Origin of the sequence: Paenibacillus germinis, from assembly GCF_013141785.1 — a bacterium.
Taxonomy (GTDB): Bacteria; Bacillota; Bacilli; order Paenibacillales; family NBRC-103111; genus Paenibacillus_E; species Paenibacillus_E phytorum.
Map to the genome: position 1 here is coordinate 44,887 of NZ_WHOC01000176.1, position 18,247 is coordinate 63,133.

Genomic DNA, 18,247 nt, shown 5'->3' on the forward strand with positions numbered 1-18,247 from the left:
TACAGGATGAAAAAGAATACACGTCAAATTCACTTAAACCTATTCCTTGCGAGCATGGGACATCATGAAGCTGCTTGGCGGCATCCAGATTCTAACCTGAACGGCGTCTATGACTTCGCTCACTACCTGGAGCTAGCACGTAAAGCCGAGGCCGCGAAGCTGGATTCCCTATTCCTTGCTGACCGCTATTCAACCTCTCCAACAGCGGTCCAATATGGTGCATTAGGCGGATTAGAGCCGCATACACTGCTTTCCGCGCTTGCCGTTGTGACGAAACAAATCGGGTTAATTGCCACCGTATCCACAAGTTTTAACGAACCCTATAACGTGGCTCGCCGCTTTGCATCACTGGATCACCTAAGCAATGGCCGAGCAGGATGGAACATCATCACCTCTGGTACGGATAGTGAAGCCCAGAACTTTAATCGGGATCGCATAGCCCAACACCAAGAACGCTATGAACGTGCCAAGGAATTTGTGGAAGTCACGACAAAGCTTTGGGACAGTTGGGAAGACGATGCGTTGATTCGAGATCAGAAGACTGGCATTTATGCCGACAAAGACAAAGTCCATGAGTTGAATCATAAAGGAAAGTACTTCTCGGTTCGCGGCCCTCTGAATACATCACGATCACCGCAAGGCCGTCCGATTCTTGTGCAAGCAGGGTCCTCCGAAGACGGCAGGGATTTTGCTGCAGAGTGGGCTGAGGCTATCTTTACGGCACAACAAACACTCGAAGATGCACAGGCATTCTATGCTGATGTTAAGAAGCGTGTCCTTCTGTACGGACGAGACCCAGCGTACGTGAAAATTTTGCCCGGCATCTGCCCCATTATCGGTAAAACTGAAACCGAGGCCAAAGAGAAAGAAGGCGAACTCCACGAACTGACGAACCCAACGTACAGCCTTCTCCAACTGTCGAATCGCATTGGCTTCGATCTTACTGCCTATCCTCTGGACGGACCTTTACCGGATCTTCCCGATTCTAACGAAATTGCCGGTCACCAAAGCCGTACACACTTGATCAAAGAGCTGGCTGACAGAGAGAAGTTGACGATCAGACAGCTGCTGCTCAGACTAGCGGGAGGACGCGGGCATAAGACGATTGCAGGTACACCGATGCAAATTGCAGACGAACTGGAAGCATGGTTTGTAGGTCATGCAGCCGATGGCTTCAATATCATGCCGCAGCTAATGAACGGCGGGTTGGATGATTTTCTCGAGCATGTCGTACCAGAGCTGCAGCGGAGAGGATTGTTCCGTACAGCCTATACAGGTACTACGCTTCGTGATCATTATGGCCTGCCAGTTCCAGTTAATTCTTTTGCAAAAGCGAAACTATACCATTAAAGGCACCTATTTGCAGACGATGGCCGTCACATCCTGAATGATTTTATTGAGACTTCACGGTGATCATACGAATTTGCTTGGTGATCTCTTCGCCTCTTTTCAAGGCTAATTCCAGTGGCAAAGCTTCCTTTTTACTAGGATTGGTATGACCTACGTGTTCTTTCCATGCCGAGCCTAATAGGTGTTGACGCTGCAGGATCAATTGAAATAATTTCGAATTATCGGGTTGTTCTATGAAATCTGGCATCTGTTCCAAAGTAATATGAAATAAATGACTTAAAAGCGTTTTAGCCATCACCCAATGACCATCTGAGTTGGGATGAATACCGTCACCGGAACGATAGCCAGGGTTGATTTCGCGTTCTTGTTCTCTATGGTGAAGAAGTGGGTCGTAGATATTCACGACTTCATCAGCAGTTGAATACAGCGTTATCAGCCAATTCGCATAGTATCTAATGACATCATTGTAACGTACATATGGCTCCTTGTAGCTGTAGTCTTTCTGACCATCGGGCAAAAGAATATTAGCGTTCATAGATTCGGGATCAAAGGGCGGAGGCGTCATGACGATGGCTTTTGCCCCGCTTTGATGGATCATCCGAATGGCTGTAAGTATACCATTTTGATAAGTTTGAAACCGTTCTATGGAAAATGGCGCATAGATGCCATCATTCATGCCATATCCCACAACAACCCAGTCCGGTTTGCTTTCTTGTAGTGCCCTTGCTAATCGATCATGGATACAGGGACGTGGAAATGGATGGTCGGCCTCTGTTAATCCAGAAGCAGTCTCACTGCTTATGCCAAGGTTAATGAGTGTGAGAGGAATGTCGGGCCTATACTGTTCAAAAAAAGCATCCACATAAGCAATAAACGTCCCTTCATCTGTAATACTGTCCCCAAGAAAAACAATTCTTTTACCACCAGTCAACTGCGATTCCTCCGATTCCTTTCTTTCTATTGGAGTCATCTCAACTCTCCTTTTCATCATATATCGTGCATGATAATTCTTGAAGAGGATTTCCACAATACCTCTTTTTCAGCATCCTAAAGACATACATACTGCAATCAAGCGTTAAAGCAATCCCCGTGATAAAATTCGACTAGTTACTACCTGCTTTCATAAAGTGAGCATTCGTCCTTTTGCGGGAATTACTAATATGCTGGGACATGGCATCGGAAGCGCCTTTGGGATCTCGCTGCTTTAATTTCTGTAAGATAGCATTATGTTCCGACCATTCCTCATTCGTGGTATTTATATCTAAATTTAATTGGATGTAGGTTAAATATCTTTGAATCTGTTCAATATAACCCCTGACTAAATTCTGCAAATTGGTATTCTCGCAATAGGCAAGAATAGTACCATGTAAAGACATATTCATTTCCTTAATCGTCCCCAAACCATTAGTAGATCTCGGTGATTGCTGAGTTTGAAGGGCATCCATGGTTTCTTGCAGCTGTTCCAGTATATCTTCTGGTATAAGAAGCGCGGCCTTTTCAACGGCAAGTGGTTCAAGCTGCAGTCTGATTTCAAATAATTCGTCCAACTCTTTGACACTCATCATGTTAACAAACATGCCTTTAAAAGGAATGACATTCAGATACCCTTCCGATTGCAATCTGGATAGGGCCTCACGAATTGGAATGTTGCTTACTTCTAAAGCGCGCGCTAATTGATCAATGTTAATCTTTTCCCCGGACTTCAATTTATGAGTTAAAATATCTTCTTTGACAATCCGATAAATTTCTTCGGTTAAATTAACCCGATTAATTTTACTCCCCATATGATACCCTCACCTTTTTTACACTTAACATATCATGTATGATCGAGGGTTATCAAATAATAAATATCGAGCCCTCTCTAGACAACAAGAAGGGCTCGATATCTCAGATACCTATGGAGTAACTCTTAGAGAATCGGTTCATCGTAGAAAGTCGGATATTTACTCCTGGTCATCATCTTCATGATCATTCTGATTCTCGGATTTCTTACTTGTTTTAAAAGTAACTTCAACCCCATAGCTCGTTCCTACTGAGTTGGTCGCGTAAGCTCTGGCGTAATACGTCGTATTTGGTTTCAATTTCTTTATTTTCTCACTAAACTCGCCTAGTCCAGAGCCTAAGGAAACTTTGGTTGATCCGTCACTGGTTAGCGTAGGAGTTGGTGCTGTTGAATACACAATTCCTCGCGATGTAACAGCAGTACCTCCATCAGCCGTTACTTTTCCAGCAATTGTTGCACTTGTATTCTTGACCTTAGTGACCCCAGTCGTTGTTACGGCAGCAGTTGACGGTGCCTTTGCAACCGTAAAGCTTAATTTATCCAGCAGCATATAGCTGCCTGATTTTTTCACGACTTTGATCGTGTGCAAGCTGTTTGAAAGACCAGAAATACTGTACACCGTTTGTTGGACTAACCGCGTCGCATTATACGTGTTCACAGTTTGTTTGAAAACATCATCCACGTAAACGTCGATTTCACCCTGTGAAGCATCTTTTTCTGTAATAACTGCAATTCCGGTTCCTTTAAATGTGTATTTGAATGAATCGTTGTTCGTTTCTGTAAAATGCACGTCATTCTGATAATCGCCACTGAAGACGAATGTCAGATTCGTAGTTCCCACCGGCTGTGCTACAAGGTAAGCCTTCTTGATCGTCAACGTATTGCCTACTAATGTGTAATCGGTGCCTGGCACTAGCGTAGTTCGGCCATTGTCGATTCGATCAAGTACATACTCGCCAAGTGACAACGTTGTACTCACATCCTCTTGTGCAGCTATCTTTTTGTCAAAACTGCCTGTATCCGGACTCATAAGATCGCCTACAAGTATCGTTATTTTATCCAACAGCATATAGGATCCCGATTTTTTCACAACTTTAAGCGTATGAGAACCACTTGGCAATCCTGCAATGCTGTACACCGTTTGCTGTGCTAATCGACTAGCATGATAAGTACTCACGGTTTCCTTGAATACATCATCCACATAAATATCGATATCGCCCTGAGAAGTATCCTTCTCTGTGATCAACTCAATGCCCGTTCCCTTGAAGACATATTCAAAATAATCATTGTTATTCTCGGTGTAATGAACGTCGTTCTGATAATCTCCGAGTCCTCGATTGTTGCTATAACCCCATGAACCGGAATAATGAATCGCAGCATTCGTATCATTGATGCTAGCCGTGGCGCCATGGGATGCGGGAGCCGTTTGTACGGTCAATTCCGACGCTGCCGACGGAGTCAACTGGATAGACGTCATAGATGGTACTACTTGAACCAATTGTGCTGACACCTGTCTATACACACTTCCAGTAACTGTGCTGCCCGCAGCAGGATTAATCAGATCAGCGATGAGAACTCGCAATTTATCAATGAGCATGTAAGAACCTGATTTTTTCACAACCTTGATCGTATGAGGACCGCTGGGTAGTCCTGAAATTCCGTAGACAGGTTGTTGGGCTAAACGACTCGAATAATACGTGCTAATCGTTTGTTTAAATACACCATCCACGTATACATCTATATCGCCTTGAGATGAATCCATTTCTGTAATCACTTCAATGCCTGTTCCGGTAAAGGCATATTCAAAGTATTCGTTATTCCTCTCGGTGAAATGTACATCATTCAAATAATCTCCAAGCCCTCGATTCGTACTTCGCTGCCAAGCGGCCGAATACGTAATCCCCGAGTCGTCGTTATTGATGGCAATTGATCCGCCTTGAGAGGTGTTGCTTACAACTATAGCGAGCGTCTGCGGATTTCCGGCGCTGAAGGAAATAAGCAGGTTCGTTGTCCCCAGCGGTTGTAGAGCCAGGTACTCCTTCTTGATCGTTAACGTATTGCCAGATACGGTATAGTCGGTGCCTAATACAAGCGGTGTTCCACCACTCGTTATAGTGCTCAACTGATTACCGGCTAGTAGCATCGTAGTCGTTACATCCGCCTGCAGCGTTTTGTCAAAATTTCTAGTCGATGGAAGGATCGTGCTGTTCTTCGGAGAAGTGTCGCTCACAGCAATGGACAGAATCGGTCTAGCTCCGGCGCTAAAAGTGAAAGTAAGCTGCGTAGTTCCGACCGGTTGAGCAGCAAGGTAATCTTTCTTGATCGTGACCGAGTTGCCTGAAACCGTATAGTCGGTGCCTACCACCAAGTCTACACCTTCATTCGATATACCGCTAAGTGTGTTTCCATTCAACGTCATCGTTGTCGTTACATCGTTCTGAGCTGTTAAATTTTTATCAAAGCTTCCGGTAGAAGGGCTGATAATGCTGTTCTGTGCTAATGAATCAATCACCGTGATGGCAAGATTCTGAGTAGCGCCCAGTCCCCTGTTGCTGTTTCGCTGCCAATCGCCTGTGTATGAAATTCCCGTATCATCATCATTGATGGAGGAAACGCCTCCTTGGGATGTAACCTTCAACAAACGAGAAGCATGTGGAGCTAAATCCCCCGAACTGAAGCTGGAGTTAAACACACCTAGTTCGCTATGACTCCATAAATCACGTACGGAGGCAGCGCCGCTTAAACCGATATCACTCCAATTGACGTTGACCGTCGCGTTCGAGCTTCCCAGATTAAACAGTCCAACGGTATAGGTTCCATCACCGTTGTTCGCATACCAGACCTGCTGCTCGGATGCGAGGGATACGGGATGTGCCGGCTTACCGTCCTGATTGACGGCGATGGCCTCATCGTTCGTCAACAGCTTAATGCCGAACTCGTCCAGGTTGGTTAAGTCATTGCCCGTATATAATTGAGCCGACGAGATAGCCCAGAAAGTCATGGCTGTCTGCCGCTCATCAGGTGTAATGCCATCCATGGCGCCGTTACCGATATTCAAGGAATCGAAATTATTCCATCCGCCCGGACCTGCATGACGCCACCACTCTCCAGCTCGCGGAAATAGCCTTGCGATATTAGCCCAATTGGTCAATCCCGCTGTTCCACAATAACATTCAATATCCCAATCAACACGCCATCCGTTCGCGTACTTCTTCCAGGTGTCAGCGTAGTTAATATCCAGCGCCCACGATAGCTCGAACCAAATGTTGTGCGGGGCAAGTGCCTGGGACCAGGCTTTGACATCACCGCGAGCATCAATGGACGTGTCATTATGTCCGGAGCCCGGCGTTACGCTATCGAACTTCACAAAATCAACACCCCATGAGGCAATCTCATCGGCAATGGAGTTGATATAGCTCTGCGCACATGGCTTAGAAAAGTCAATTTTATAACCTATATTCCAATAATCCGACGTAGTTAATGGAAGTACCACGATGTCTTGTGCATGGCAGGAGGTACCATAGATTGGCAAGTTAGCGTCATAGGTTGCCGGTGACATCCCCGGTATAAAATAGAGGCCAAACTTTTGCCCATTGTTATGTACATGATTGATAACCTCATTAAGACCATTCGGATACAAAGTGGTGCTTGGTTGTGGGCGTCCGTATTCATCCATACTCCCATTCCAGGCTGCATCTACGTTGATATAATTGTAGCCATGGGGCTGCAGAATCGCATGCATAGCGTCAGATTGAGCCATAATCTGTGCGGCTGTAATCCAATTTCCGCTGTGATACACTTGCATGCTGTAGCTGCTCCAGCCCATGTATGGTTTTTGCGCTAATCCATTATCGGCTGCTTGTACGGGTTGCCCTTTCGGAATAAAGACAGCAAACAAAGTGATAAAGAAAATAAAAACCAGCAGCCACAATCTAGTTTTCTTAATCGTATATCCCACATCATACATCCCCTTTAGCGTTAAAATTCATAAATAAAGCCAGGTGCTTTATTTCTAGAACAAACACCTGGCCACTTCTTCATAGATCGTTATTTTTTTATTGCTGCCGTATCGTAAGCCTTTTGGAGAATTTCAAGGTATCTGCCCACTTTCAAGTTATCGAGACCTTTCACATAGGCATCCCAATCTTTGGTCAAGTCCTTATTTCCTGTAATAAATTGAAGCGCGCTTTGCTCAATATAGTTCTTGATGTTGGTTTGAAGAATGCTTGCTTCGTCTGTAAGTGCTGGATCAATCCAGATCGCCCACATTGGGAATAGTTCCTTCGGTTCATGTCCTTGATACAAAAGCGTCGCATCGTACAATCTGCGTTCGTAATTCGCTGAGTCGTAAACATCCGTTCCTTGTACGAAGCTATCTCTGTATTCCTTTGGTTGGTAAAAGTGTCCCATACCGCTCCATCCAGCATTACGAGGAGGCTGCCCATCTACAGCTGGAATCGTTGCAATTTGAGGGGTTACTCCCTTGCCTAGAGCTACTTCACCATCTTTCGGTTTTCTCCAATCGATGCCTTCCATACCCGATGCTGCGTTCGTTTGTCCTTCTGTCGTATACATATAATCAACCATTTTAATCAATGCGATTTGTGATTCTTTGCTGGCCTTATTCGTAAGGACGAATTTCGCACCTGGAATTAAGCCGCCTCCATCATGCGTTGCGAATGAACCATGCGGTCCTGTGAGCGGTGGCACAGGGTTATAATCAGCTGAATTTTTGTTTCCTTTATCAATGTTAACGAAGATGGCTGGATGCATGCCTGCGCCTGCACCTAGAATTTGTCCGCCAGCGTTCTCACCAATTTTCTTAAAGGCTTCGGCATTTTGTGTAAAAGCACCTGGATCGATCAAGCCCTCGTCGTACAAGGATTTAATATAGGTAAGTCCTTCTTTCCATTCCGGCTTATTGGCCGCAGTATCCACTTTACCGTTAACCAAGTTCAGGTAATTACGGTCATCATTATAGATGAAGCCGTTCATCAGGAACGGAATGACACGCACGCCGAAATCCTCAATCGATCCACTAAGCGGAACTTCGTCTGCTTTACCGTTGCCGTTCGGATCGTTCTTTTTGAAAGCTTGAAGCACTTTCTTGAAATCTTCGGTTGTTTTCGGCATTTCGAGGTTTAATTTCTTCAACCAGCTTGTATTGATCCACATTTTGTTCGGGTAGGAACAGTGGAAACATTGCGTATAGGAGCCAAGTCCGTATATTTTTCCATCTGGCGCTGTGACGAAGCTTTTGAGCGTTGGATCCTTTTCCATCGCCTTTTTAATATTAGGAGCATACTGATCAATCAAATCATTCAATGGAAGCAGAACGCCCTGCTTGCCGAACTTGAGAAGATCGGCTTGTGAGAATTGGTCGATATAGGCCGTTAACATATACGCCTCTGGATAATCGCCACTCGCTAAGGAGATTTGCCGTTTTTCCTTGGCCCCATCATAAGGGATGATTTCGAACTTAAACTTCGCATTAAATTTGCTTTCCAAATGCTTTGTGAACAGGTTCGTCTTCAAATCCATGTCGTTAGCCTGTTGAGCAAAGATGCTTATTTCTACGGGCTTAGCCGCTTGTGTTGCACTTGGCGATGCTGTTCCAGTTGAAGGTGTTGACGATGCCGAAGTCTCCTCTTTACTCGAACATGCGGCAAGAACCATACTGAACATCAAGATGAAAACCAAGCTACTAATCGATCTTCTTTTCAATTGAATCCGCTCCCTTTTTTGAATTAACTTGTTTGCTTATCGTTTATTCCTTAGCGCTTTGTTTTAGTCAATCCCCCCTTTCAATTCTTCAATCGGACAGGTTATCCCTCTTTCCACTTACCCTTTTACAGAACCTACCAGCATCCCCTGGACAAAGTAGCGCTGTACAAACGGGTAGATGACTAGTACGGGAAGCGTTGCCACGACAATCAGTGAATATTTCAAAAGCTCTGCCAACTGCTGTCTTTCTACCTGTTTCAAGGCATCTGTGGCATTTGAGCTGTTGTTAAGAATGATAATACTGCGCAAAATGAGCTGAAGCGGAAAAAGATTGGCGGTTTTGAGATAAATAAGAGCATCGAAGTAAGCGTTCCATTGACCCACAGCGTACATTAAGAACAGAACAGCTATGATCGGTTTCGATAACGGAACCACGACACTCCACATGAACCTGAGATCGCTGCATCCATCTATTTCACTCGAATCAATTAATTCATCAGGAATCGAGGATTGGAAGAACGTTCTTGCAATGATCACTTGCCATACCCATATTGCGTTAGGGATCAATAAAGCCCATCTGGTATCGATTAGCCCCATCTGCTTCACAACCAAGTAAGTAGGAATCAATCCACCGCTAAATAACAGCGTGAATGTAATTAGCATCATAAGCATATTTCTTCCGAACAAAGTCTTGCGTGATAATGGATAAGCAATCATGATCGTAAGCATTACACTGATGATCGTTCCGGCAGCCGTATAAAAAAGAGAATTGGCATAGCCTGTAACAATTTTCGGATTTTCGATGAGAGTTGCATATCCCTTGAGGGAAAATTCTACCGGCCAGAGCCACACACGGCCTGAAGTTACCGCTGACGGACTGCTGAAAGAGCTGCTAAAAATATAAATAAGCGGATATAAGACGATAACTAAAAGGAGGCTCAGTATCACGTAGATGCTAATCAAAAATAGTTTATCGCCAACCGATTCTTTGATCGTCGTTTTCATCGTATTCATCGTTTGGTTCCTCCATTGTTTACCAGATACTCGTATTCGATAATCGCTTTGCTACCATATTGACACCAACAAGCAGAATTAAATTGATAACAGAATTAAACAATCCAACCGCAGTAGCAAAACTATAGTTCGCGTTCAGTAAACCAATTTGATACACATAGGTGGCAATCACTTCGGAATTTATCTTGTTCAGCGGATTTTGCAGCAGATAGATCTTTTCGAAGCCAAGTGACATGACACTCCCTACATTCAAAATGAAAACAATCGTGATGGTTGGCATGATGCCGGGCAAGTCGATATGTCGGATTTTCTGAAACCGTGAAGCGCCATCTACCTTGGCTGCCTCATAAAGCGAAGGATCGACTCCTGCTAGCGCAGCCAAAAAGATAACTGCCGAATAGCCTGCCGTCTGCCAAATATCCGACCACACATAGATCGAGCGAAACATGCCGGGTTCCCCGAGAAAATTGATAGATCCCATTCCGAAATGATTCATCGCCACATTAACGAAGCCTAGCCGTGGTGCTAGAAAAAGCATGATAATGGATACCATAACGACGGTGGATATAAAATAAGGAGCAAACGAAACCAATTGAACAAACCGCTTAAATTTGCCATTGCGTATTTCATTAAGAGCCAAGGCCAACAAAATTGGAATTGGAAACCCGACGATTAACAAGTATCCGCTAATGAGGAGTGTATTTTTAATTAACGTCCAGAAAATCGGATTATCAAAAAACAACTTAAAATGTTTGAATCCCACCCATGGGCTTCCCCATATCCCTTTAGTAACGTTGTAATCCTTAAAAGCAAGGACGGCATTCAACATCGGATAGTATTTAAAAATAAGGAAAAACAAGGCTGGCGGAATAACGATAAGATACAATTGCCAATGTTTTCTAAAACTCTTTGTCGCTGCTGTGAGGAAGCCTCCACGTTCTATTGGTGCCACTCGGCTGCGTTCGATTTCAATTCCTTTTTCCAAAATGCTCCCCCCTAAATTCCTCATGAAGTCGTGATAGCGCTTTCTATATGGCTGATTATAGGGTGCTATTGCGACCCTCGTATAGGTACAATTGCGTCGTTTTGCGAACAAATAACCCGAATTCAGCGGGCATTTTTCCTATTCGAACAGCCACTTTTCCGCTACGGCCATTAAGACAGAAAAAATCCTAACCGCCTAAGCGATTAGGATTTTCATTCTTCTGCGGACTGTCTGAACGAGCTTGGCGATACGCCCATAACTCGCTTGAACGCCCTCCGGAAGGAATGTGAACTGTTATAACCAACATGCGAAGCGATTTCATCCACGTTATATTGGTTTCTTTTTAAAAGAATCGCTGCGTGATCCATTCTCACTTTTTCCAAATGATCGGATAAATTCGTCCCCGTTACCTCTTTAAATAATTGGGAGATGTATTTTTCTGGACGCTCTACAATCTCAGCTATCCGGTATAGGTTTAGATCGGGATCTGAATACTTTTCAGCGATATATTCATTAATTTGCTTTACGGTTTTAATATGGGCATCGTTCTTTTTGCTCGTGATGAGACCGCACATGGCTGAGATAATCTCATTAATTTCACGCGAAATCAGCTCAATAGCTTCAGTGGCCTGGATGCTAATGATCCGATTTTTGATTTTCTCGAACATAGGGGATTCCATGAGAGCCTTCTGGTCGAGTAATTTAAGCAGCGTTCCTTTCACTTCTCCGATAAACTGATGCTTCATCTCCACAGAAAGCTCTCGATTTTCCGTATTTTGCTCGATCATCGACTTGACGATCCGCTCGGCTTCATCCACATCGCCTGCCCTAATCGTACTAATTAATCGCAGCTCCACATCGATTGGATAATAATACGTGTTACTCTCTACTCGTGTATCACTATACCAAACGATTCCTTTTCTATTCATATATACGGCGTATTCTAATGCCTGTCTGGCTTGTTCATAGGAATGGCTGATCTCCATGACAGAGGAAAAGGGATCGCTTAGTGCTGCAGTAATAGTAATACGATAATCGGTAAAAGCCAGATTGGCGAGATTTGCCACGAGCTGCTCGATATCTTCCTTGCCAACTTCTTCACCTTCATCCTTTTCTCCTGACGTAAATAGGGTTACAATGCGATCTGAACCCAAATCCGTCATATGAACATGCAGGTGGCTGCCTGAATCAATTAAAATCTGTTTCAGAATGAGTCTGGCCGCATTCAGTTCGTTGAGAATTTCAACGCTTTCCATGCCGGAGTAACCATTGATTTGCAGAATACCCGTATAACCGGCATTCATATTTAGCCCAGTGTCAGCCTGCGCGGCAGCAGAAATCAATTCATCCCTCGATTGAAACTCACCCGCAATTAACCTTTTATAAAAGGCATCGCGAATTAATGGCAGCTGCCGATTAAGCTCAGACTCAAGGCGCTTGTTGTTGGTAATGATATTGGATATATTACCCTGCAAGAAATCATATTCATTGCGCTCTGTCGTTGCATCCTTGCCAAACTGCTCTTTCATCACACTAAGCAGCCTATTGATCGGGGCCGTATTTCGATAAGACAGCATAAAACCAACAAAAAGCCCGATCAGTAGAGCAACACCGGTCACCGACCAAGTGATGTACTTGATTTTATTCGCATTCTCCATTAAAACGTGCTTTGGAATTCCCGTGCTATATACCCAACCCGTTGATTTGGATTGAATCCTTATCACGAGATCATCTGCATAGAATTGACTGACTTTCCCCTTATCGAAGCGGCTATCAGCGGATAATTGATCCATTTCCTGTTGACTGATCCCCTGCAAGCTAATGGTATGTCCTTCTGCATCGCTAATATGCGTCCAACCACCGTTCGGATCTCTTAAACCAGACAAGACACTGTTGATGGTTTGTTCATCAATAATGGTGACAACCGTGGCCGGTGAAGAATCACTAAAGCTGTCTAATGGGAGCGATTGCATAAAGGTGATGACTGAGGTTTGCGTTCCGTTGTTGACAAACGGGCTCAGCGGCATGATTTCGCTTCTATGCGTTTTCTCTAATACTGTTTTTTTCCATTCGTCCAAGGAAAGATTGCTGTAATGCGAAGTCTGGTAATAATGCTCAGGGCGAAAATAAGCATTGCCTGGCGTCACAACGACGTTAAAATTAGTCAAATAAATATAGAATTGCTTCAAAAAATCATTCGTTTGGCTGTAGGCCTTAATATCTCTCGTTATTTTCCAGACCCCATACACATTTGCTTTATCGTCCACCAATTTTTCGTTCAAAAGGACACTCAAGTCTTGGTTTAAAGCTAATTGTCTCGTAAAACTTTCAACTTCGGCCATTCTTCGTTCAAGAATCTCTTGGCTCTTTTGAAGCTGTGTCACATTATTCTCAATGGAAATCGATTGCGTGACAGTGATCGAAGTACGATATGACATATAGCCCGCTATGCTGGGGATGATCAAAATAACGATGTAAGAGATCAGAAACCTTCGAAATAATCTGGAATACTTGGGCACTGGCAGTTCTCCCTTCCATTTTGGAGGTTTCGGAATACGTTCCTTAACAAGTTAGCACGATTGTTCAACAAAAAAAACCCCTAGTCGGGTCTTTTCTGATTTTTGCATATGACTAATACCCCCTGATTGCAGTCCATGCGAAACTGTACCTTATCTATATGATAGCGCTTACTACAAGACTGATTATATAGATAAAGAGCAATATCGCATAGGTACAATTGGGTCGTTGACCATACAAATTTCCTTATTCCTTATGAGTCACGTTCAACTGCTTGTCGATTCTATAGACATAATCTGGTCTTAGAACGAGCGGAACGCTTTGTTCACGGTAGCGCAGAAATGTTTGACCCGCTGAGAATGCCTGAATAGTGGCTTCCATCAACTCACCGTTCTCCCAGACGATATCAACTTCTATATTTCCTTTGGCCCGCAGTCCTGAAACTTTACCTGTATGCCATTTCTTTGGCAGGGCGGGAAGTAAATTAATTTCTCCAGCATGACTTTGCAGCAGCATTTCCGCTATCGCCGCTGTCCCTCCAAAATTTCCGTCTACGACAAATATGTGTTTCTCCGCTCCGGCAATCCCCGGTTTGGAAAAAGTTAATAAGTTATCGAAACTCAATTGACCGATTAAATGGGTTAAATGCTTATAGGCATGTTCGCCGTCTTCTAATCTGGCGAAGCTCGCTGCAAAAGAGGCAACTGTGAACTCAACATCCTCCAACGCCTCGCGAGACATTCGATTTTCTAATGTGATTCTTGCAGCGGCGCTCAGTTCCGGTGTTCCTCTTAGGGTGATTTGGTTACCTGGATGCAAGCTGATTAGATGAGATAGGTGACGATGATCCGGCTGTGCTTCTTTATAATCTTCCAGCCATTCCTGTAATTGTCCCCGGTTGCCAATACGAAGGGGCGGCAGCTTAGCGATGGCTTGCTTCAGTTTGGTTTGCATATCAAAATCCACTTGCAGCGTATCGGCAGCCTCCAAGCAAAAGGCGAATAAGTCACGAACCAACACTTGATCGAGTGTTGAGCCCATCGACAATTGATGGACGTTGTCTTCGATATAAAAGCTATTTTCCGGTGAGTTAGAAGGCCCTGTTACAAGCCACCCATATTGTGGATGCAGCGTCATGTAATCGAGGAAAAAGGCGGCGGCTTCTTTCATCACAGGATAAGCTCGCTGCGCTAAGAACTCACGATCTAAGCTATATTCATAGTGTTCTCGCAGTTGGCTTGCAATCCATAAGCCTCCTGTAACGTTCAGTCCCCACGAAGTTTCCCAGCCTGGAGCTGTAAACCCCCATGCATTCGAAAATACGTGAGCAACCCAACCTTCGCATCCATAAAAATCGTGCGCTGCAGTACGGCCTGCCAGCGATAGCTGCTCAATATAACTCATTAAAGGGATGTGACATTCTGCCAAATTACTGATTTCTGTTGGAAAATAATTCATTTGTGTGTTGATGTCCAGATGGTAGTCGCAGCTCCATTGCATACGGTTGGCTTCGCCATCATTCCAAATGCCCTGTAAATTAAGAGGCAAAGGAGAATCTGCACGTGAACCGGAAATCGTCAAATAGCGGCCATATTGATAAAATAAGGCGAATAATAGCGGATCATCATCTTGCCCGTTCTGCAAGAGACGGATTCTTTCGTCTGTAGGTAGGCGGGACGCGTCTGAATGACCTAAGTCAAGATTCACTCGGCCATACAAGCGATGATAATCGGATATGTGATTTTCTTTAAGCTTTGCATAGCCAAGTGCTATGGCTTGTGCTAGTTGGCGCTCAGATTCATTAAGCCATGAGTCATCATTTTTCCCATAATCGGTATTAGCGGTAAAGTAGATGCAGGCTTCATCTGCGTTTCTTACGACGATTTGATTATCCTCTACAATAACGGTTCCGCCCTGTGCCACAACTTTGACCATGCCTTGACAGAAAACTCCGCACGTACCGTCACTATGCATCGTTTCCGTCGCTTGCCCTTCAAAAGTAATCGTAGCGTCCTCGGCAAACCGTTGCGTAAAGTTGTCAGTCAGACCTTCTATTCCTAATGTGAATGAAATGCTCCCTTTGTGTTCACTCCAAAAGCGCGAAGCCACAATATCATCCGCATGCGAAGCAAATATTTCCCAGGTAAAGTTATTGCCATTTACGCTGTAAGAAGTATGAAAGATAGCGTTTTTAAGGTTTAATACACGCTGGAGATCACCACCTTGATGCTCCACATTCAAGATTAGATTACACATCTGCAAATTCGTTCCGAAATTTTGCTTTTTAGGCTGCAGTGCCTTCTGAGCTAGCTCTTCCCCGCGTTTGTAATCCCCTGCAAAGAAATGCTGCCGCATCTGATCAAGATCAGCTTTGCCCTTTGATTGGCTTTCGATCCTCTCCGTTTTTCCAGACCAATAAGTGACTTCCGTCATACTCCAGGTTTCCTTCTCGATCCCGCCGTAGACGACGGAGCCTATTCTCCCGTTTCCTATTGGAAGCCCTTGCGACCAGTCCAGCGCAGCGCTCGTATACCATAGCTTCAAATCACTCATGCAGAATTAGCCTCCTCAACTTCATTACACATTATATATCGTGTATGATTCGAATCTTATCATTTGCGATAAATCGTGTAAAGATATGTTAGCTCCACGTGAAAAAGCAGTCCAGTGTTTGAAAAAACTGGACTGCTCTCTGTTCATTGGATTTATTTTTGATTAGATTACAACTGATTTTCCCCAGTGCTTTGAAAAAATTCAATGATTTCGCCATCAGGCCCTTTACAGAAGGCAATCCGAATAGGTGTTGCTGGACTTTGACTTACGACCACATCTTTGGGCTCGACCGTGATCTCTGCGCCAGCCGCGCGTGCTGCTTCCACCGCCGCAGCGACATCATCTGTTCTAAACGCCATATGGATAATTGCACCTTCCGGCTTATCTCCTGGTACACCACCGGCAAACACTTCTAGATAATCGCCGTCTCCGGTATCAAGAAGAACAGCTCTCCCGTCCCCTTCTCCCCAACTTAATCTTTCCGTAAAGCCAAATCCTTCTGTGTAAAATTTCACCGTTACTTCGAAGTTGCTTGCTCGAATGGCAACATGATGAAAACCGCTTCCGCCTAATTTGTTAATTTTCCCCATATGATTTACCGCCTTTCATTATTTATTAATACGATACGGATAACGAATGATTTAGTCAAATTGTGGCAATATTAACCTTGCCTAAAAAAACAATAGATCGGAGATGTATACCATGACTGACCAACAATCCGAACAACAAAATGCAGAAATAGAAGCCCATAATGCGGTAGCTGATGCACTAAGTGAACTGAATCAAGCACAATCGATTAGTAATCATCGCAGAAGGGCTGTTCAGCAAGCACACGAACAACTTGACCAAGCACATGCACAATTAGCAGAAGCACGGACAGAACAAACTGGTAGTGCTGATGAAGATAGCCTCATGTAAATAAGGCTTACATGAAAGGGCTGCCCCTCAAATGATAATACATGAGAGGGGCAGCTTCTTCATGGAAACATGCATCCATCTATCTACCAATGGTTGGCTTCCTTTAAAGGGAACGTACAGACGCTATTTACGTGAAATATGCTCTAAACACGAAAATGAGGAACGTAGTGACGCTATTTCGTTGTTTTTAGCTTCGAATAGCACAAATTTCATCGAATAAGGCTCTCACGTTCCGCTTGTTGGTTATTTTCCTCAAAAATGCCAAAATAGCGCCCCCTCGTTCCCCCAATTCAATTTTTAGCTCATTTCATCCACTTTAGCGGATCGTCGTTCCGTTAAGAACAACTCTGCCCAAAAAGGACCTCCCCTTATTGGCGGAAGTCCTCCCTCCTATCACTTTTTACGATCATAGTTCTGCAGCTTTTTGAGAAAGTTATCCGCGGAAATATAGGGCATGCCAACATTCAACCGAGTTATTTCTCTACTATCCCCCGAATTAATCCCTTCTTTTGTCGTGATAAAATAACGGAAACCCATTTCTTTCGCGTCATCCATAACGGTCTGATTATACTCCCCAAAAGGGAAACATAGCATGGAGAGCTTGTTGTCTAGCTGCGTTTTTAACATGGCTTCGGCCATCCAAAGATCCTCGCGGACTCTTTTTCTCCATTCCACCTCCGTCTCCAACCGTTTTTCCTGTTCTAGGAAAAGACGATTCGTCAGAGCAGGTACGGCACTTACTCCGTCACCCCTCTTTTTCTGGTGAAGGTTATATGAATGAGAATAGAAACTGAATCCATCGTGTTTCATCTCCTTTGTTTGCTTCCAAGTCAAAAAGGGGAGAGACGGATAATCAGAATCCAGATAACTTACAACAACAAAGTTAGTTGCCGTGAACCCTTGCTTTTTCAATAAAGGGTACGCCTTCTCATAAAAAGATCGATAGCCATCATCGAATGTAATCACGACAGCATTCGGGGGGATTGACTTTCGATGCTCTAGAAAACAGCTATAATCTTCGATCGGGATCACATTATAATGATTTTCTTTTAATATCTGGAGGTGCTGATTAAATTTAGCCGGGGAAATCGTCACAAATGACTCGTTTTCATCTAGATGGTGGTAGGTAAGAAAGATGGCTTGATTGGTATAATGAATAACCTTCGTATCAACTTCCGGTCTAATGATTGCGCTTTCATTTGTACTGGAGCAAACCTGATTTAGATTGTCATCCTGATTCCCCAGATTCCCCAAAGGCGCTAAAGCTAGCATTAAGTAGAAGATCCATGCATTCATTATCTGTGTCTCCTCCCCCTTTTTAATTAGAAAAATAAAGACAACCAGCCCGCACTTGGTCATTAGATACATATAATTTTCTGTGCAAACTTATGCTTCCATAAACA

Annotated in this window: 12 protein-coding genes; 2 read left to right on the forward strand and 10 right to left on the reverse strand. The window is 44.0% G+C overall.

The window, feature by feature from the left end:
* The first annotated feature begins 6 nt into the window (after positions 1 to 6).
* Positions 7 to 1,350: an LLM class flavin-dependent oxidoreductase gene (locus GC102_RS34080; RefSeq protein ID WP_171693448.1), complete on the forward strand. Its 1,344-nt coding sequence runs from the start codon at positions 7 to 9 to the stop codon at positions 1,348 to 1,350.
* Positions 1,351 to 1,393: 43 nt separating this feature from the next.
* Here the strand turns inward: GC102_RS34080 and GC102_RS34085 are convergent, their stop codons facing one another.
* From GC102_RS34085 to GC102_RS34125, 9 genes are all read right to left on the reverse strand, one after another.
* Complete coding sequence (locus GC102_RS34085; protein ID WP_171693449.1) at positions 1,394 to 2,320, reverse strand: SGNH/GDSL hydrolase family protein; 927 nt, start codon at positions 2,318 to 2,320, stop codon at positions 1,394 to 1,396.
* Between the two features lie 133 nt (positions 2,321 to 2,453).
* The gene (locus GC102_RS34090) at positions 2,454 to 3,134 is read right to left on the reverse strand and encodes a GntR family transcriptional regulator (protein ID WP_171693450.1); all 681 of its coding nucleotides are present in this window, start codon (positions 3,132 to 3,134) and stop codon (positions 2,454 to 2,456) included.
* Positions 3,135 to 3,293: 159 nt separating this feature from the next.
* Positions 3,294 to 7,091 carry a X2-like carbohydrate binding domain-containing protein gene (locus GC102_RS34095; protein ID WP_312883460.1) on the reverse strand — a complete coding sequence of 1,266 codons (3,798 nt, stop codon included), beginning with the start codon at positions 7,089 to 7,091 and terminating at the stop codon, positions 3,294 to 3,296.
* 89 nt (positions 7,092 to 7,180) lie between these two features.
* Positions 7,181 to 8,809: an extracellular solute-binding protein gene (locus GC102_RS34100; RefSeq protein WP_376769431.1), complete on the reverse strand. Its 1,629-nt coding sequence runs from the start codon at positions 8,807 to 8,809 to the stop codon at positions 7,181 to 7,183.
* Between the two features lie 165 nt (positions 8,810 to 8,974).
* Entirely contained in the window at positions 8,975 to 9,871 is an 897-nt protein-coding gene (locus GC102_RS34105; protein WP_171693452.1) for a carbohydrate ABC transporter permease, read from the reverse strand.
* A 19-nt stretch (positions 9,872 to 9,890) separates the two neighbouring features.
* Positions 9,891 to 10,880: an ABC transporter permease gene (locus tag GC102_RS34110; protein ID WP_171693453.1), complete on the reverse strand. Its 990-nt coding sequence runs from the start codon at positions 10,878 to 10,880 to the stop codon at positions 9,891 to 9,893.
* A gap of 188 nt (positions 10,881 to 11,068) precedes the next feature.
* Positions 11,069 to 13,375, reverse strand: coding sequence for a helix-turn-helix domain-containing protein (locus GC102_RS34115; RefSeq protein WP_171693454.1), 2,307 nt, complete (start codon positions 13,373 to 13,375; stop codon positions 11,069 to 11,071).
* A gap of 244 nt (positions 13,376 to 13,619) precedes the next feature.
* Positions 13,620 to 15,926, reverse strand: coding sequence for a glycoside hydrolase family 95 protein (locus tag GC102_RS34120; protein ID WP_171693455.1), 2,307 nt, complete (start codon positions 15,924 to 15,926; stop codon positions 13,620 to 13,622).
* A gap of 167 nt (positions 15,927 to 16,093) precedes the next feature.
* A complete protein-coding gene (locus tag GC102_RS34125) occupies positions 16,094 to 16,516 on the reverse strand; it encodes a VOC family protein (protein WP_171693456.1) in 423 nt (140 codons plus the stop codon).
* Between the two features lie 112 nt (positions 16,517 to 16,628).
* Between GC102_RS34125 and GC102_RS34130 the strand changes: the two genes are divergently transcribed.
* Complete coding sequence (locus GC102_RS34130) at positions 16,629 to 16,844, forward strand: hypothetical protein (RefSeq protein ID WP_171693457.1); 216 nt, start codon at positions 16,629 to 16,631, stop codon at positions 16,842 to 16,844.
* 393 nt (positions 16,845 to 17,237) lie between these two features.
* Here GC102_RS34130 and GC102_RS34135 read toward each other — a convergent pair whose 3' ends face one another.
* On the reverse strand, positions 17,238 to 18,140 hold the full coding sequence (locus GC102_RS34135; RefSeq protein WP_171693458.1) for a polysaccharide deacetylase family protein: 903 nt from the start codon (positions 18,138 to 18,140) through the stop codon (positions 17,238 to 17,240).
* Between the last annotated feature and the right edge of the window lie 107 nt (positions 18,141 to 18,247).